Source organism: Pseudomonas sp. FH4 (assembly GCF_000510915.2).
Classification (GTDB): domain Bacteria; phylum Pseudomonadota; class Gammaproteobacteria; order Pseudomonadales; family Pseudomonadaceae; genus Aquipseudomonas; species Aquipseudomonas brenneri.
Map to the genome: position 1 here is coordinate 29,219 of NZ_AOHN01000026.1, position 17,804 is coordinate 47,022.

The 17,804-nt window shown below is 60.0% G+C and carries 14 protein-coding genes and 2 tRNA genes; 4 read left to right on the forward strand and 12 right to left on the reverse strand.

Annotated features, from left to right (window positions below; genetic code table 11):
• Positions 1-172: 172 nt before the first annotated feature.
• The 7 genes from dnaB to rnr all read right to left on the reverse strand — a co-directional run bounded on the left by dnaB (position 173) and on the right by rnr (position 7,444).
• The gene (dnaB, locus tag H097_RS20310; RefSeq protein ID WP_032862036.1) at positions 173-1,567 is read right to left on the reverse strand and encodes a replicative DNA helicase; all 1,395 of its coding nucleotides are present in this window, start codon (positions 1,565-1,567) and stop codon (positions 173-175) included.
• Positions 1,568-1,676: 109 nt separating this feature from the next.
• Entirely contained in the window at positions 1,677-2,123 is a 447-nt protein-coding gene (rplI, locus tag H097_RS20315) for a 50S ribosomal protein L9 (protein ID WP_003171376.1), read from the reverse strand.
• 18 nt (positions 2,124-2,141) lie between these two features.
• Positions 2,142-3,035, reverse strand: coding sequence for a hypothetical protein (locus H097_RS20320; RefSeq protein WP_032862038.1), 894 nt, complete (start codon positions 3,033-3,035; stop codon positions 2,142-2,144).
• A gap of 36 nt (positions 3,036-3,071) precedes the next feature.
• A complete protein-coding gene (rpsR, locus tag H097_RS20325; protein ID WP_003171373.1) occupies positions 3,072-3,302 on the reverse strand; it encodes a 30S ribosomal protein S18 in 231 nt (76 codons plus the stop codon).
• Positions 3,303-3,331: 29 nt separating this feature from the next.
• Positions 3,332-3,754 carry a 30S ribosomal protein S6 gene (gene rpsF / locus H097_RS20330; protein ID WP_003217491.1) on the reverse strand — a complete coding sequence of 141 codons (423 nt, stop codon included), beginning with the start codon at positions 3,752-3,754 and terminating at the stop codon, positions 3,332-3,334.
• A gap of 307 nt (positions 3,755-4,061) precedes the next feature.
• The gene (gene rlmB, locus H097_RS20335; RefSeq protein ID WP_032862039.1) at positions 4,062-4,817 is read right to left on the reverse strand and encodes a 23S rRNA (guanosine(2251)-2'-O)-methyltransferase RlmB; all 756 of its coding nucleotides are present in this window, start codon (positions 4,815-4,817) and stop codon (positions 4,062-4,064) included.
• Complete coding sequence (gene rnr, locus H097_RS20340) at positions 4,814-7,444, reverse strand: ribonuclease R (RefSeq protein ID WP_032862040.1); 2,631 nt, start codon at positions 7,442-7,444, stop codon at positions 4,814-4,816. Before rnr ends, rlmB begins: the two co-directional genes overlap by 4 nt.
• A 224-nt stretch (positions 7,445-7,668) precedes the next feature.
• On the opposite strand from rnr, the gene H097_RS20345 reads away from it, so the two are divergent.
• The 4 genes from H097_RS20345 to H097_RS20360 all read left to right on the forward strand — a co-directional run bounded on the left by H097_RS20345 (position 7,669) and on the right by H097_RS20360 (position 10,753).
• Positions 7,669-7,755, forward strand: a tRNA-Leu gene (locus tag H097_RS20345).
• A gap of 177 nt (positions 7,756-7,932) precedes the next feature.
• A tRNA-Leu gene (locus H097_RS20350) sits at positions 7,933-8,019 on the forward strand.
• Positions 8,020-8,162: 143 nt separating this feature from the next.
• On the forward strand, positions 8,163-9,188 hold the full coding sequence (locus tag H097_RS20355; RefSeq protein ID WP_032862041.1) for an extracellular solute-binding protein: 1,026 nt from the start codon (positions 8,163-8,165) through the stop codon (positions 9,186-9,188).
• Entirely contained in the window at positions 9,188-10,753 is a 1,566-nt protein-coding gene (locus tag H097_RS20360) for an iron ABC transporter permease (RefSeq protein ID WP_032862042.1), read from the forward strand. Before H097_RS20355 ends, H097_RS20360 begins: the two co-directional genes overlap by 1 nt.
• Positions 10,754-10,843: 90 nt before the next feature.
• On the opposite strand, the gene H097_RS20365 is transcribed toward H097_RS20360, so the two are convergent.
• From H097_RS20365 to hflK, 5 genes are all read right to left on the reverse strand, one after another.
• Positions 10,844-12,778 (reverse strand): methyl-accepting chemotaxis protein, encoded by a 1,935-nt coding sequence (locus tag H097_RS20365; protein ID WP_032862043.1) that lies wholly within the window; start codon positions 12,776-12,778, stop codon positions 10,844-10,846.
• A 139-nt stretch (positions 12,779-12,917) separates the two neighbouring features.
• The gene (locus H097_RS20370; RefSeq protein ID WP_032862045.1) at positions 12,918-14,207 is read right to left on the reverse strand and encodes an adenylosuccinate synthase; all 1,290 of its coding nucleotides are present in this window, start codon (positions 14,205-14,207) and stop codon (positions 12,918-12,920) included.
• Positions 14,208-14,261: 54 nt separating this feature from the next.
• Positions 14,262-15,449, reverse strand: a complete 1,188-nt coding sequence (locus tag H097_RS20375; RefSeq protein ID WP_032862046.1) for an ATP phosphoribosyltransferase regulatory subunit — start codon at positions 15,447-15,449, stop codon at positions 14,262-14,264.
• A 296-nt stretch (positions 15,450-15,745) separates the two neighbouring features.
• On the reverse strand, positions 15,746-16,612 hold the full coding sequence (hflC, locus tag H097_RS20380) for a protease modulator HflC (RefSeq protein ID WP_017849753.1): 867 nt from the start codon (positions 16,610-16,612) through the stop codon (positions 15,746-15,748).
• Positions 16,612-17,790, reverse strand: a complete 1,179-nt coding sequence (gene hflK, locus H097_RS20385) for an FtsH protease activity modulator HflK (RefSeq protein WP_032862048.1) — start codon at positions 17,788-17,790, stop codon at positions 16,612-16,614. Before hflK ends, hflC begins: the two co-directional genes overlap by 1 nt.
• Positions 17,791-17,804 lie beyond the last annotated feature (14 nt).

A 17,804-nucleotide genomic window follows, 5' to 3' on the forward strand; every position in this document is an offset into this window, starting at 1 on the left:
ACAAATTTTGACCAATTCCGACGGTAATGGTCGGAATTGTGGAGTGCCCTGAATTGTGAATACATTTGAAATGTGGGAGCGGGCTTGCTCGCGAAAGCGGTGTGTCAGTCAATACATCTATTGACTGATCCGCCGCCTTCGCGAGCAAGCCCGCTCCCACATTGGATGGCGCTTATTCGTCGTCGAAGTTATAGCTGCCCGGCGCAAGGTTTTCGAAACGCGTGTACTTGCCGATAAACGCCAGGCGCGTGGTGCCGATCGGGCCGTTCCGCTGCTTGCCGATAATGATCTCGGCGATGCCTTTATGCTCGGTCTCCGGGTGATAAACCTCATCCCGGTAAACGAACATAATTACGTCAGCATCCTGCTCGATCGCTCCGGATTCGCGCAAGTCAGAGTTGATCGGGCGCTTGTTCGGGCGTTGCTCCAGGGAGCGGTTGAGCTGCGAGAGCGCAACCACAGGGCAGTTGAATTCCTTGGCCAGGGCTTTGAGGGAGCGCGAGATTTCAGAAATCTCGTTGGTCCGGTTGTCGCCGCCAGAGCCAGGGATCTGCATCAATTGCAGGTAGTCGATCATGATCAGGCCGACGTCGCCGTGTTCACGGACCAGGCGCCGAGTACGCGCGCGCATTTCCGACGGGCTGATGCCAGCGGTGTCGTCGATGAACAGCTTACGGTCGTTGAGTAGGTTGACCGCCGAGGTCAGGCGCGGCCAATCGTCGTCTTCGAGGCGACCGGCACGCACCTTGGTCTGGTCGATGCGGCCCAGGGACGAGAGCATCCGCATGATCAGCGATTCACCTGGCATCTCCAGGGAGTACACCAGTACGGCTTTCTCGCTGCGCAGTACCGCGTTTTCCACCAGGTTCATGGCAAAGGTGGTCTTACCCATGGACGGACGACCGGCGACGATGATCAAGTCAGCCGGTTGCAGGCCACTGGTCATGCCGTCGAGGTCGGTGTAGCCAGTGGACAGGCCGGTAATGGCGTTGTCGGTGTTGAACAGGGTATCGATTCGGTCGATGGCCTTGGTCAACAGGTCGTTGACGCTGACAGGGCCGCCAGTCTTCGGTCGCGCTTCGGCGATCTGGAAGATCTGCCGTTCGGCCTCATCGAGAATCTCTTCTGCCGTACGCCCTTCAGGGTTGAAGGCGCTGTCGGCGATTTCCGTAGCGATGCCAATCAACTGCCGCAAGGTGGCCCGTGCACGGACGATCTGCGCATAGGCCTTGATGTTGGCGACGGACGGTGTGTTTTTCGCCAGTTCACCAAGGTAGCCGAGACCGCCCACCTGTGAGGTCTGACCTTCCTTGTCCAATTGCTCGGCAAGGGTCACGACGTCGATGGGGGAGTTCAGATCGGCCAGCTTGGCAATGGCACGGAAGATCAGGCGGTGGTCATGGCGATAGAAGTCACCGTCCGAGACTTGATCGAGCACACGTTCCCAGGCGTTGTTGTCCAGCATCAAGCCACCGAGCACGGCCTGTTCGGCCTCGATGGAATGCGGCGGCACCTTCAGGGCAGCGGTTTGCAGATCGTATTGCTCAGGAGCGGAGATATCGTTCATGGCCACTTGAAATTAGGGGGTCTGAAAAAACAAAAGGCACGACCTGTAAACAGGATCGTGCCCGATGTTAACTGGCTGACACGCGAGGTGCCAGTCAGTTAGGTGCTTCTTAAGCTGCTACCACGACAACGCGTACGGTGGCTTCAACTTCAGCGTGCAGGTGCACGGCTACGTCGAATTCGCCTACGTTGCGGATGGTGCCGTTCGGCAGACGAACTTCGCTCTTCTGCACTTCAACGCCGGAGGCGGTCAGTGCATCAGCGATGTCGTGAGTACCGATCGAACCGAACAGCTTGCCTTCGTCGCCAGCGGTGGCAGTGATAGTCACTTCCAGCTCGGCCAGTTGGGCAGCACGGGTTTCAGCCGAAGCTTTCTTGTCTGCTGCAGCTTTTTCCAGCTCAGCGCGACGCTCTTCAAACGCGGCCAGGTTGGCAGCGGTTGCAGCGGTGGCTTTGCCGTATGGCAGCAGGTAGTTACGACCGTAGCCGGCCTTAACGTTTACTTTGTCGCCCAGGTTGCCCAGGTTGGCGACTTTTTCCAGAAGGATCAGTTGCATGTGAAAATCCTCTAACTTTTAACCTTCACCGTTCGCGTTATCGGCGTCTTTCGGCGCCAGACGACCGCGAAAATCAATCAGGCCGTCGACAATGGCCAAGACCACGAGTAACGGATAGATCAGTTGCATAAACAGCAACAGCGTCACGTACAACCCCACCAGCCAGAACTTGGCCAGGCGCTTCTGCGCCACCAGCCCGTGTATCAGGGCCAGCCCGGCAATCACCAGCGGTACGCTGCACAACGGCGTCAACATGGCCATTTGCGGGCCGAAGTTCGGCCCTACAAGCATGCACGCCAGCAGCAACATCGCTGGGCCTGCGGGGATTCTGATACTGCGAAACTCGCGACCAAAACCACCCGGGTTATACAACAACGCCTGCCAGTAGCGCCCAAGAATCAGGCTCAGCACACTGACGATCTGCAACAGTGCCGCTATCAGGCCGGTCAGGACCGGGGCAATCAGTGTGGCCATGCGCGCTCGCTCATCTACCGACAATTGCTGGTAGAGATCCCCGAGGGCCAGTGGCAGGATTTTTACCAAATCCTGCGACAGCGCCTCGATTTGCGGGCGGAAAGCCGCGCCAAGCACCACTGAATACACCACTCCCAATGCCACGCTGACCAGCAGCGTACGGACCCAGGACTCACTTGCGCGCAGAACCAACGCAAGGCTCGACGACCCCAGCAGTACCAGAAGTACCCGTGGATCGTCGAATTGCAGCCACCAGATCAAGGCCGGCAGCAACCCCAGGGCAAGGACGCCCAAGGCGTCCTTCAAACCGCGCCGCAGCAGCACAAGGCTTCCTGCGGCAGCACCCAACCAATACAACAACGGTAACGCTGCACATCCAGCCACTACCAGAGTGGCCTGCACACGACCGCGCATGATGAACTCAGCTAAGGCGCGCATGCATTCAATCCCTTACTACTTGTCGACTGCCCGGTCTCAGCGGCCGTGGCTGTCGGTGTAGGCCAGCAGGGCCAGGAAGCGGGCGCGCTTGATAGCGGTGGCCAGCTGACGCTGATAACGAGCTTTGGTACCGGTGATACGGCTTGGAACAATTTTGCCGGTCTCGGATACGTAGGCTTTCAGAGTGTTGAGATCTTTGTAGTCGATCTCCTTCACTTCTTCAGCGGTGAAGCGGCAAAACTTACGACGACGGAAGAAACGTGCCATTTGATAGGCTCCTTAATAAGGTCCGTGGATTACTCGTCAGCGTTATCGCTGTTGTCGCTGTCATCACTATCAGCGCTTTCAGCGCCTTCGTGCTCAGGACGGTCGCGACGCTCACGGCGCTCACTGCGGTTTTCTTCAGCCTTGAGCATCTCGGATTGGCCGGTAACGGCTTCTTCGCGACGGATGACCAGGTTACGGATCACTGCATCGTTGTAGCGGAAGTTGTCTTCCAGCTCGGCCAGGGCCTTGCCAGTGCACTCAACGTTCAGCATCACGTAGTGAGCCTTGTGAACATTGTTGATTGCGTAGGCCAGTTGACGACGGCCCCAATCTTCCAGACGGTGGATTTTGCCGCCGTCTTCTTCGATCAGCTTGGTGTAACGCTCAACCATGCCGCCGACTTGCTCGCTTTGATCCGGGTGGACCAAAAAGATGATTTCGTAATGACGCATGAATGCTCCTTACGGGTTGTAGCCTGCCGCTCAAAAACGGTCAGACAAGGAGTGAATGACACTTAGGAATCTTGCCACTGGGAGGCACATGCGTGCCCGCCGGGAAGGCAAGGGGCGCAATTGTAGAGAAGGGGGAGAAAGGGCGCAAGGCAATTGGTGATTATTTGAACAATCTTTCAAACACTGCAAAACCAGTGTGGGAGCGGGTTTGCTCGCGAATACGTTAGGCCAGCCAACATTTATGGCGACTGACACTGCGCATTCGCGAGCAAGCCCGCTCCCACATTTGGACCTGCGCCAGACCGGATTACTTCTTGGTCTTGGCCTTGGCGCCACGCTGGCGCTGGGCTTCGAACAGGCAGACGCCCGTTGCGACTGAAACGTTGAGGCTGCTGACGCTACCGGCCATCGGCAAGTGCACCAGGTAGTCGCAATGCTCGCGGGTCAGGCGACGCATGCCCTTACCTTCGGCGCCCATGATCAGGATGGTCGGGCCGGTGAGGTCCTGGTCATAAATGCTGACCTCAGCCTCCCCCGCCGTGCCCACGACCCACAAACCGCGCTGCTGGAGTTTTTCCAGGGTGCGCGCCAGGTTGGTCACGGCCACCAGCGGAATTACTTCCGCCGCGCCGCAGGCAACTTTACGTACAACCGGCGTCAAGGTAGCCGACTTGTCTTTAGGCACGATCACCGCCAACGCGCCGGCAGCATCTGCCGAACGCAGGCAGGCGCCGAGGTTGTGTGGGTCGGTCACGCCGTCCAGCACCAGCAACAGCGGCGCGCCTTCGGTACGGTCGAGCAGCTCGTCGAGCATCGCCTCGCCCCAGACCTGGCTCGGACTCACGTCCGCAACCACACCCTGGTGCACGCCTTCGACCCAGACGTCCATTTCACGACGCTCGGCCTGGCCGATGGCAACCTTGTTTTGGTTGGCCAGTTCGACCAGCGCTTGCACGCGCGGCTCACTGCGACCTTCCGCCAGCCATACCTGCTTGACGCGCTTAGGGTGGTGACGCAGCAACGCTTCTACGGCGTGCACGCCGTAGATTTTTTCCAGACTCATGACTTGGCCTTAGGTTTGCGCGACCCGCCGCTTTTCGCGGGGGCCGAACCCGCTTTAGGCGGGCCTTTACGGTGTTTACTCGGTTTGCTCGACGGCTTGTCGGCGCCCTGGGACTTTCCCCCAGACGCCGCTTTACCACCGCTTTTGGCTTCGTTGAGCAACTGTTGCTTCAACTCACGGCTTTTGCGCAGCTCGGCGTTTTTCGCCGCGGCATCGCTAGGACGGTAGGCGTCGCTGGCTTTTTCCTTGGTCGAAGAACGACGAGCAGGCTTGGCAGCTGCAGGCTCGGCGGCGGCAGCCTTTGCAGGCGCGCCTTTTTTTGCCGGAGCGGTGGTTTCAGCGCCGCGCTTTTTGCGACCAATCGGCGCCTCGATGGTTTTTTCGGCCATCTCGAAGTCGATCTTGCGCTCGTCGAGATCGACGCGCATGACCCGTACTTCCACGGTATCGCCCAAACGGAAGCTACGACCAGTGCGCTCGCCCGCAAGGCGGTGATGCACAGGGTCGAAGTGGTAGTAGTCACCCGGCAAGGCGGTGACATGCACCAGGCCTTCGACGTAGATGTCGGTCAGCTCGACGAACAGGCCAAAACCGGTCACGGCGGTGATCACGCCCGGGAACGACTCGCCCACGCGATCCTTCATGAACTCGCACTTGAGCCAGTTCACCACGTCACGGGTGGCTTCGTCGGCACGGCGTTCGCTCATGGAGCACTGCTCGCCCAACTGTTCCAGGGCCGCTTCGTCGTACGGATAGATCCGCGCCTTCGGAATGGTCATGGCACCGGCGCGCTTGACGTGCGGGGTGTTTTGCTTGGAGTGGATCACGCTGCGGATTGCGCGGTGCGTGAGCAGGTCCGGGTAACGGCGAATCGGCGAGGTGAAGTGGGTGTACGCCTCGTAATTCAGGCCGAAGTGGCCCTGGTTATCGGCGCTGTACACCGCCTGGCTCAAGGAGCGCAGCATCACGGTCTGGATCAGGTGGAAATCCGGACGGTCCTTGATGCTGGCCAACAGAGCCTGGTAGTCCTTCGGCGACGGACCGTCCTTGCCTTTGTGCAGGGACAGGCCGAGCTCACCGAGGAAGGCGCGCAGTTTTTCCAGGCGCTCCGGCGGCGGGCCATCGTGGACCCGATACAGCGCAGGAATCTCGTGCTTTTTCAGGAACTCGGCGGTGGCCACGTTGGCCGCCAGCATGCATTCCTCGATCAGCTTGTGCGCGTCATTACGGGTAGTCGGCGTGATCTCGGCGATTTTGCGCTCGGAACCGAAGATGATCCGGGTTTCCTGGGTTTCAAAATCGATCGCGCCACGCACATGACGTGCGCCCAACAGCACCTTGTACAGCGAGTAGAGCTGCTTGAGGTGCGGAACTACGTCTGCATACTGGGTGCGCAAAGCCTTGGCTTCGCTGGTTTTCGGCGTTTCCAGGATGGTGCTGACCTTGTTGTAGGTCAGGCGCGCCTGGGAGTGGATCACCGCTTCGTAGAACTGGTAATCGGTCATTTCGCCGGTTTTCGAGATAGTCATCTCGCACACCATGGCCAAACGGTCGACTTTCGGGTTCAGGGAGCACAGGCCGTTGGACAGCTGCTCAGGCAGCATCGGGATCACGCGCTCAGGGAAGTACACGGAGTTGCCGCGCACCTGGGCTTCGTTATCCAGGGCCGAACCGATCTTCACGTAGCTGGATACGTCGGCAATCGCGACGAACAACTTCCAGCCGCCGGAGAACAGGCGCAGCTTGCCAGGCTTGGCTTCGCAGTAGACCGCATCGTCGAAGTCGCGGGCATCTTCGCCGTCAATGGTGACGAACGGCAGATGGCGCAGGTCGATGCGTTTTTCTTTGTCTTTTTCTTCGACTTCCGGCTTGAGTTTGGCGGCTTCTTTAAGCACGGCCTCAGGCCAGACGTGGGGGATATCGTAGGTGCGCAGCGCAACGTCGATTTCCATGCCCGGCGCCATGTAGTTGCCGACCACTTCGACGATATCGCCCTGCGGCTGGAAGCGCGGGGTTGGCCAGTGGGTGATTTTCACCTCGACGAACTGACCGACCTTGGCGGCGCCATTACGGCCCGGGGTTACCAGCACTTCCTGCTGGACCTTCGGGTTGTCCGGAATCACAAAGCCGATGCCGCCTTCTTCGAAGTAACGACCGACGATGGACTCGTGGGCACGGGACACCACTTCGACGATCACGCCTTCACGGCGACCGCGACGGTCCAGGCCCGACACGCGCGCCAGGGCACGGTCGCCATCGAACACCAGGCGCATTTGCGCCGGGCTCATGAACAGGTCATCGCTGCCATCGTCAGGGATCAGGAAGCCGAAACCATCACGGTGACCGGCAATGCGGCCAAGGATCAGGTCGAGCTTGTCCACCGGCGCGTAAGTACCGCGACGGGTGTAGATCAACTGTGCATCGCGCTCCATGGCGCGCAGGCGGCGGCGCAGTGCTTCGAGTTGGTCTTCGGTGGTCAGACCGAATTCTTCAACCAGCTGCTCGCGGCTAGCAGGCGAACCCCGATCGGCGAGGTGCGCCAGGATCAGTTCACGGCTAGGAATAGGGTTTTCATATTTTTCCGCTTCACGAGCGGCCTCGGGATCGAGGGACTGCCAATCGGCCATTAGAGAGTTTTCACCTTGTCTATATGCGGGTTAGTTTGGCATACGCGTATTGAAACGGGAAATTTCCAGCAATAACTAGCCGGGAAATGCGTTTTATAGCCCCGGGAAACCACCTTGCGCGACCGCCTGCGAATTTTTCCAGGCTTTTTTGATGACGGGGGTTTACAGCTCAAAAGGCACTCCGTATAGTGCGCGCCATCGACGACGGCAACGTTGAAGATACTGCCCAGATGGTGAAATTGGTAGACACGCCAGCTTCAGGTGCTGGTGGCCGCAAGGCCGTGGAAGTTCGAGTCTTCTTCTGGGCACCAATTCAAAACTCAAGGTCATCCTTGAGTTTCACAAAAACCCGCGAAAGCGGGTTTTTGCGTTACAGGCCTTTGATTTTTAACTGAAAAGTTGATTTATAAAATCAAATCAGGGGTTTACAGATCAAAAAGCCCTCCGTATAGTTCGTCCCATCAACAGCGGCAACGTTGCTTGATAATGCCCAGGTGGTGAAATTGGTAGACACGCCAGCTTCAGGTGCTGGTGATCGCAAGGTCGTGGAAGTTCGAGTCTTCTCCTGGGCACCAAATTCAGATCAAACCCGCGAAAGCGGGTTTTTTCGTTTCCGGGGTTTAAAAACCCCGCCAGCCATTCCAGCCCTACCGGACTTGAGAAGGTTTATCGTTTATCCTTGTAAGAATTTGTTGCATACAAGTGAGGAACACCCCGGATGATGATCCGCGATACCCGTCTCAAGACATCCCTTCTGCGTGGCCTGACCATCACTCTGCTCGGCCTGAGCCTGCTCTCGCCCACCGCCTATTCCGCCGACAAGGTTGAACTGACCCTGTACAACGGCCAGCACAAGGAGGTCGGCGATGAACTCGCCAAGGCCTTCGAAGCCAAGACCGGCATTCACATCAATGTGCGCAAGGGCAGCAGCAATCAGCTGGCCAGCCAGGTCGTCGAAGAAGGCGAACGCTCCCCCGCCGATGTGATCTACACCGAAGAATCGCCACCACTGAACAAGCTCGGCGAACAAGGCCTGCTCGCGACCATCGATGCCAGCACGCTTGATGTCCTGCCCAAGGAATACGTAGCCGCCGACGGCGCCTGGATGGGCGTAACCGCACGTACCCGCGTCGTGGCCTTCAACCCGAAACTGATCAAGGAAGAAGAGCTGCCCAAGTCGGTACTGGATTTTGCCGGGCCAGAGTGGCAAGGCAAGGTTGGCTTCGTTCCCACCAGCGGTGCCTTCCAGGAACAAGCCGTCGCCATCCTCAAGATGCACGGGCGCGACGCCGCCGAAGAATGGCTGACCGGCCTGCGCGCGTTCGGCAAGGTCTACAGCAACAATATGGTTGCGCTAAAAGCCGTGGAAAATGGCGAAGTAGCCACAGTGCTGGTGAACAACTACTACTGGTTTGCCCTGAAAAAGGAAAAGACCAACCTGGATTCGCAACTGCACTACTTCACCGATGGCGATGCTGGCGGTCTGATTACCGTATCCGCAGCGGCAGCACTGAAGTCCAGCAAACATCCCAAGGAAGCCCAGCAGTTGCTGGCGTTCATGGCCAGCGAAGAAGGCCAGCGCGTGATTACCAACACGTCCGCCGAATACCCGTTGCGCAAAGGCATGGAATCCAATCGCGGCCTCAAGCCTTTCAGCGAACTGCAACCACCGAAAATCACCCCTGCCGACCTGGGCAATGCCGAAGAAGCCCTGGAGCTGGAACGTGAGGTTGGCCTGAACTGATGAACCCGCCGCTACCAACCCCCGCCTTGCGCGGGGGTTTTAGTCCAAGGCGCAAGCGCCCGTCAATCTGGTTGCTGTTGCCGGTTTTGCTATTGGTGGGCCTGAGCCTGTTGCCATTGGTGTATGTCGGCCTCAAGGCCTGGCAAGCCGGGTGGGCCGAGGCAGTGCATCTGCTGTGGCGACCGTATGTGTTCGGATTGCTGCGCAACACTTTGGCACTGATGATCGGCGTAACCGTGGCCTGCGCCGTGATCGGCCTGTCCCTGGCCTGGCTGCTGGAACGCAGCAATCTGCCGGGACGGCGGATCTGGGGGGTCATTCTGTGCCTGCCGTTTGCCGTACCGGCATTTGTCAGCAGCTTCACCTGGGTGTCATTGAGCGCCCAGTTCGAAGGCCTTGGCGGGGCGATCCTGGTGATGACCCTGTCCAAGTACCCACTGGTGTTCCTGCCGGTGGCAGCCACCCTGCGCAACCTGGATCCGTCCCTGGAAGAGTCGGCGCGCACCCTGGGCCTGAATCGCTGGAGCGTGTTCTTTCGCATTACCCTGCCGCTGCTATGGCCATCGCTGCTGGCTGGCGCCCTGTTGATTGCCTTGCATATGCTGGTGGAGTTCGGCGCCCTGTCGATCATCGGCCTGCAAACCTTCACAACGGCGATCTACCAGCAGTTCGAGCTGGAGTTCAGCAATGCCAATGCGGCGATGCTGTCTGCGGTGTTGCTGATGATGTGCCTGACTCTGCTCTGGCTGGAATTGCGCGTGCGCGGCAAGGGCCGCCATGTGCGCACCGGGCAAGGCGCGGCGCGGCATGCCGAGCAGGTTCGACTGGGTAAATGGGCACCACTGGGTCAGCTTTATTGCTTGATGCTGGCGATCATTGGCAGCGGCATTCCACTGGGGATGCTCGGTTACTGGCTGGCCGTGGGGTCTTCGGCCGCCTTCCCGGTTGCGCAAATCAGTGAGGCGTTGCTGTCCTCCCTGGCCTTGTCCCTGGGCGGCGCCGCACTCTGCCTGGCGCTGGCAGTGCCCGTCGGCTTGCTGGTGGTGCGCTACAAGGGCCAACTGGCGCTCTGGGCTGAACGCCTGCCCTACCTGCTGCACGCCCTGCCCGGCCTGGTGATTGCCTTGACCCTGGTGTATTTCGCCCTGCATTACGTGCCGGCGCTGTATCAGACCTCGGCACTGCTGTTGATCGCGTATGCATTGCTGTTCTTGCCGCTGGCCCAGGCGCCGATCCGGACCGCGCTGAACAAGGCGGCGCCACAACTGGAGGAAGCTGCGCGGACATTGGGGGCGTCTTCGTTCAGCGCGTTCTGCCGGGTGACCCTGCCGATTATCTTTCCCGCATTGGGGGCGGCGTTTGCGCTGGTGTTCCTGGATGCGATGAAGGAGTTGACGGCAACACTGCTGCTGAGCCCGACCGGGCTGAACACCTTGGCCACTGCCGTATGGGCGCATACCTCGAATGTGGAGTTTGCGGCGGCGGCGCCTTATGCGGCGTTATTGATTGTGGTGTCGGGGTTGCCCGTGTATCTGCTCACGACGCGGATGTATCTGAGCCGCTGAGACCGCAATCGCGGGCAAGCCCGCTCCTACAGGTGTGTGCGATCTCTTGTAGGAGCAGGCTTGCTCGCGATAACACCAGATCAGACAACACTAAGCCCGAAACTGCCCCAGGCTGGCCTTCAACTGCGCCGCCAACCCATCCAGCACCTTGCCACTGGCCGTAGTCTCCACCACCGCCTGCGCCGCACGCTCGGCCTGGGCGTGGATCACCTCGACCCGACCACGCACCGCATGCGCGCCCTGGGCCTGATGCTCGGCAGCCCGAGTCGCCAGGCCAATCGCCGCATGCACCTGCTCCACCGAGGCCTGCACCGTTTGCTGCAGACGCACGCTGTCACGCAGCACCAACAAACCTTCGCTAGCCTGGCGCCCGGCCTTGCCGATGGTTTCCACCGCCTCACGCGCGCCCTGCTGCAACGCCACGATATGCGCCTGGATGTCGCCAGTGGAGCTTTGGGTTTTACTGGCCAGCGCCCGCACTTCGTCCGCCACCACCGCAAAACCACGCCCGGTCTCGCCGGCACGTGCCGCTTCGATGGCCGCATTCAACGCCAGCAGGTTGGTCTGCTCGGCAATGCCGTGGATAACTGTCAGCACCACTTCAATCTGCTCACTTTGCTGGGCCAGACGCTCAATCACCTTGGAGCCGGCCTGCACCTGGCCTGCCAATGCCTCGATCAGACTGCCGACCTCGGCCGAGGTGCGGGAATTTTCATCGGTGGCCTGGCGGATATCCACCACCTGCTGCAACGCGGCCTGCATGGCATGACTTTCGGCCTGAGCCTCATCGGCCATTTGCGACAGGGCCCGCAGGCTTTCGGCCACTTCATCGCGCTGCAACCCCGCCGCCGCATCGGCACCGGCATTGCGCAGGGTCATCGCGCCGATTTCCACCCCGGTTCGCTGGGCCACATCGCCCGCCTCACGCACAATCGGCTGCAACTTATCCACAAAGCGATTGACCGCCGAAGCCATGGCGCCGATTTCATCCTGGCTGTTGATCTGTACGCGCTTGGTCAGGTCGCCCTCACCCGCCGCCAGATCATCCATGGCCGCAATCAGCAGTTTCAAGCGGTTGACCACACGCCGCCCAAGCACCACGGCAATCAGCAACAACACGCCCAGGCCAACCACCGCCAGGCCCAGGCCGATGCGCCAGCGCAGGGCTTGCGCAGCCTCTTGTACGGCGCTGGAGGTATTGGCGGTCATTTCGGTGGCCGTGACCTGTGCTGACTGCAAACGAGCCCCCATGGCCGCCGCACTGTCAGCCGCAGCGCCCTTGAGGCTGTCCCCGACCAATTGACCGCCACTGGCGATCAACGCGGCAAAGCGCTGGTCCAGCGCCGTCAGGTCAGCCTCCACCGCCGCGGTCGAAACGCCCATGAGGACCTTGCCGATCTCTACGCCATTGGGGCTGATGGACGCCTCAACGTAGTACACCGAAGGGTCGTTTTTCGCGGCGCTCAACACTTTGTCCAGCGCACGTTCGCCCTCACCCTTTTCCAACAGCGCCTTGTTGATCGGATTTTCCCGATTCAAATAGCGGGTCAGGTGCTGGCCGGCGGCATCGTCATACACCACAAACAGCACATTAGGATTGCGCTGGGCGCGCCGGGCGAATTCCGACAGCGCCGGAACATCACTGTCCCACATCGCACGCGGGGCAACCGAGGCCAGCAACTGCGCCATGTCGTTGGCGGAGTCCTTCAGGTCCTTTTCCAGGGTCGTACGCAGTTGCTGCTGCTCTTGCTTCAACCGCGCAGAAAGCCCGGCAGTCAGGCGGTCACGGGTGCTGGTCGACAGGCTGTCCAGGCTGGAGGTCACTTCCTTGCCCGCCTGGGTCAATTCGCCCGACAGTTTCTGGCTGTCCACACCCAGGCGCTTGCCCAAATCGGCTTCCAGGGCCGTGACGGTGCTCCGGGTCAGGGCGACCGCCACCAGCACTTGCACCAAAAGAGCGATACCAAGGGTAACGAACACCGGCCGCAATAGACGGCTTTGTAACAATGAGAGAACGGCAGACATCGGGAATCCCTCCACCACGGGTGCCATTAAATTGATAGCACCGCGAAAGAGAGAAACATAGCAAGGGTCGTGCCGTGCCCGAGACAGAAACGACAAAGGGCCCCCGAAGGGGCCCTTTGCTTTTTACATCAACAGCTTATTAAGCGAACGGGTGACGCAGAACGATGGTCTCGTTGCGGTCCGGGCCTGTCGAAATAATGTCGATTGGCGCGCCGATCAGCTCTTCCACGCGCTTGATGTAAGCACGGGCGTTGGCTGGCAGCTCTTCCAGGGTCTTGGCACCCACGGTCGATTCGGTCCAGCCAGGCACTTCTTCGTAAACCGGCTGCAGGCCGACGTAGCTGTCAGCATCAGTCGGGGCGACATCATTGCCATTTGCATCTTTGTAGCCGACGCAGATGTTGATGGTTTCGAGGCCATCGAGTACGTCCAGCTTGGTCAGGCAGATGCCCGAGATGCTGTTCACATCGATAGCGCGACGCAGGATAACGGCGTCGAACCAGCCACAACGACGAGCACGGCCGGTAGTCGCGCCGAACTCGTGACCTTGTTTGGCCAGGTGCGCACCAACTTCGTCGAACAGTTCAGTCGGGAACGGACCCGAACCAACGCGAGTGGTGTAGGCCTTGGTGATGCCCAGGATGTAGTCCAGGAACATCGGGCCAACGCCCGAACCGGTCGCCACGCCACCAGCGGTGGTGTTGGAGCTGGTCACGTACGGGTAGGTGCCGTGGTCGATGTCCAGCAACGAACCCTGGGCGCCTTCGAACATGATGTCTTTGCCAGCGCGACGCAGGTCGTGCAGCTCGGCAGTCACGTCCAGCATCAGCGGCTTGAGCAGTTCAGCGTACTCTTTGCACTCAGCCAGGGTCTTGTCGAACTCAATGGCAGGCTCTTTGTAGTAACCGACCAGCATGAAGTTGTGGTAATCCACCAGTTCACGCAGCTTGTCTTCAAAGCGCGGCATGTTGAGCAGGTCGCCCACACGCAGGCCACGACGTGCAACCTTGTCTTCGTAGGCCGGGCCGATGCCGCGACCGGTAGTACCGATCTTCAGCTCACCACGGGCCTTTTCACGGGCCTGGTCCAGCGCCACGTGGAAGGACAGGATCAGCGGGCAGGATGGGCTGATACGCAGGCGCTCGCGCACCGGTACGCCTTTCTCTTCCAGCTTGATGATCTCGCGCAGCAGGGCGTCAGGTGCAACCACCACGCCGTTGCCGATCAGGCACTGCACGCCTTCGCGCAGGACGCCCGACGGAATCAGGTGCAAGACGGTTTTTTCGCCATCGATGACCAGGGTGTGGCCAGCGTTGTGGCCACCTTGGTAGCGCACTACGGCGGCAGCATGTTCGGTCAGCAGATCAACGATCTTGCCTTTGCCCTCATCACCCCATTGGGTGCCCAGGACTACGACATTCTTACCCATAACACTTGTCCTCATTCGCGCAAACTTGGTGCCGGCGTTGGCCGGCAGGAAAACTCAAGAAGCCAGTGGCGATACTTGCCAAAGCCCGTTCTGCTGAATCAATTGCCGGTCGCAGTCCGCTTCACGGGCGGCGGCCAATGGCTGCCCAGGCAAGGCCTGGACGACACGCTGACCCTCGCTGCGCAACTGGCAGACCTGCTGCCAGAGTGCCGCGTCCGTACTGTCTGGCATCCAGATACCGCCAGACGGTAACTCGACTTCAGCACGCCCCAGGGTCACCAGGGTTTTCAAATCGGTAGAAAAACCAGTCGCCGGACGGGCACGACCGAAGTCGGCGCCAATATCGTCATAACGACCGCCCTGGGCGATGGCTTGGCCAACACCCGGCACAAACACCGCGAACACCACACCGGTGTGGTAGTGGTAGCCGCGCAACTCACCCAGGTCAAAATACAGCGGCAACTGCGGGAAGCGCGCCGACAGCTGCTCGGCAATCGCCAGCACGTCGTCCAGCGCCGCCAATACAGGCGCTGGCGCTTTGGCCAGGCGATCACGGGCGGCGGCCAGCACTTCACGACCACCACACAGATCCACCAGCGCACGCAGCATGCCAGCCAGGTCGGCAGGCACACCTTCGGTCAGGGCGATCACTTCATCGATGGCCTTGCGTTGCAGGGCATCGAACAACTGTTGTTCCACTTCACCGGACAAACCAGCCGCACGGGCCAGACCACGGTAGATACCGACATGTCCCAGGTCCATGTGCACATCCGGCACATCGGCCAATTGCAGCATCGCCAGCATCAGGCTGATGACTTCGACGTCGCTGCTCGGGCTCGCATCGCCGTACAACTCGGCACCCAGCTGGATCGGGCTACGGGACGACGACAAGGCGCGCGGCTGGGCATGCAGCACGCTGCCGGCGTAGCACAGGCGGCTCGGCCCTTCACGACGCAGGGTATGCGCATCGATGCGCGCCACTTGCGGCGTGATGTCGGCGCGAAAGCCCATTTGCCGGCCCGACTGCGGGTCGATGACCTTGAAGGTGCGCAGATCCAGGTCCTGGCCCGCGCCGGTCAGCAAGGATTCCAGGTACTCGATATGGGGAGTCACGACAAACTCGTAACCCCAGCTCTGGAACAGATCCAACACCTGGCGGCGCGCGATTTCAATACGCGCAGCCTCTGGTGGCAGTACTTCTTCGATGCCATCTGGCAGCAGCCAGCGGTCTACCGTTGCCATTACGCCATTCCCCTATGACCCGGCCAGCCCTTGGGCGAGCCTTGAGTGAAGCAGAAAATACCCGGCCCCTGCATAAACCACGCGCAAGAGCGACGTGACGAATGGCCTGTAAACGGCCTCGTCGGGCACTTTCCTCGAAAAACCTGTCACGCCTGCATCGCACAACAACAATCAAACATGCAGACGCAAAAAAGCCGGGAATTTCCCGGCTGCCGCATCATACACCCGTTTTCCGAAAGGATCACCCCGCCGAGCGTTTTAGCCGCCCGACGGAGTGGAACCAGCCAGTCAGCGGGTTACTTGGACTTTTCCAGGTAGCGGAAGAAATCGCTACTTGGGTCCAGCACCATGACGTCGGTTTTGTTCGCAAAGCTTTCACGGTAGGCGCGCAGGCTACGGTAGAACGCGTAGAACTCCTGGTCCTGGCCATAAGCCTTGGCGTAGATCGATGCGGCTTGAGCATCACCGTCACCGCGAGCCTCTTCAGACTCACGATAGGCTTCTGCCAACAGTACGCGACGCTGACGGTCGGCATCCGCACGGATACCTTCAGCCAGTTCGTTACCCTTGGCGCGGTGCTCACGAGCCTCACGCTCACGCTCGGTGCTCATACGCTCGAACACGCTGCGGTTCACTTCCTTGGGCAGGTCAATGGCCTTGACCCGAACATCGACTACTTCGATGCCCAGCTCTTTTTCCGCCATGGTGTTCAACGAACGCGTGATGTCAGCCATCAGCGCATCACGTTCACCCGATACCACCTCGTGCAGGGTGCGTTTACCAAACTGGTCACGCAGGCCCGATTCCAGACGACGGGACAAACGCTCGTCGGCAATCTGCTTGAGGCCGGAAGTTGCGGTGTAGAAGCGCTCGGCATCCTTGACGCGCCACTTGGCGTAGGCGTCAACCATCACGGCTTTCTTTTCCAGGGTCAGGAAACGCTGTGTCGGTGCATCCAGGGTCATCAGGCGGGCGTCGAACTTGCGCACCTGGTTGACGTAAGGGACCTTCACATGCAGACCTGGCTGGACATCCGCCTGGACCACGCGACCGAATTGCAGCAACACCGCACGCTCGGTCTGAGCCACGATGTAGAAGCAGTTCCAGGCAGCGATGACCACGACGACACCCACAATCAGGGCGGTCAGCGATTTATTGCTCATCAACGACTCTCCCTGGAACGTGTTTGCTGTTGCTGCAAGTCAGCGGCCGCACGGGCGCTCGCTTCGTTGGCAGCGGCAGTCGAACTGGCGGAAGACGAAGTACTGCCGGCACTACGACCACCTTCGATCATCTTGTCCAGCGGCAGGTACAGCAGGTTGTTCTGCCCACCCTTGTTGCCGGTCACGAGAACCTTGCTGGTGTTACTGAAGACTTCCTGCATGGTGTCCAGGTACAGACGCTCACGGGTGACTTCCGGTGCCTTGCGGTACTCGGCCACCAGCTTGGTGAAGCGGTCAGCCTCACCCTTGGCGCGGGACACGACTTCGTCGCGGTAACCGTTGGCATCTTCGATGATGCGCTGGGCCTGACCACGGGCTTCCGGCACGACGCCGTTGGCGTAGGTTTCAGCCTGGTTGCGCGAACGCTGCTCGTCTTCACGGGCACGGATCACGTCATCGAAGGCTTCCTGCACTTCACGCGGTGCCGCTGCGCTCTGTACGTTGACCTGGGTAACGGTGATACCGGTGCGATAGGTATCGAGGAACCGTTGCAGGCGCTCCTTGATCTCGCTGGCCATCAATTCACGACCTTCGGTCAGCACCTGGTCCATCGCAGTGGAGCCCACGACGTGGCGCAGGGCGCTTTCGGTCGCGTGCTGCAAGCTGATTTCCGGCTGGTCGACGTTAAGCACGAAGTCCTGCAGGTTGCTGATCTTGTACTGCACGGTCAGCGGCACTTCGACGATATTCTCGTCTTCGGTCAGCATCTGGCCCTGCTTGGTGTAGGCACGCTCACGCGTGACGTTCTCCATGTACTTCTTGTCGATCGGCGGGAAGTAGATATTCAGGCCGGGGCCGACAGTCTCGTAGTACTTGCCGAAGCGCAGCACCACGGCTTGCTCCTGCTCGTCAACTACATAGACCGCGCTGTACAGCCAGACAGCCGCCAGCGCCACGAGGCCGAGGCCAAGCAGGCCGTAGCCGCCGCCCTTGCTCGTGCGACCGCCGTCGTCACCACCACGTTTTTTTCCACCACCGAACAACCCATTCAGGCTTTCCTGCAGCTTTCGGAAGGCCTCGTCGAGATCTGGTGGCCCCTTGCGGTCGCCATTATTGCGGCGTTTACCACCCCAAGGATCCTGATTATTCGAGTTGCCACCCGGCTCATTCCAAGCCATAGCGCTCTCCATCT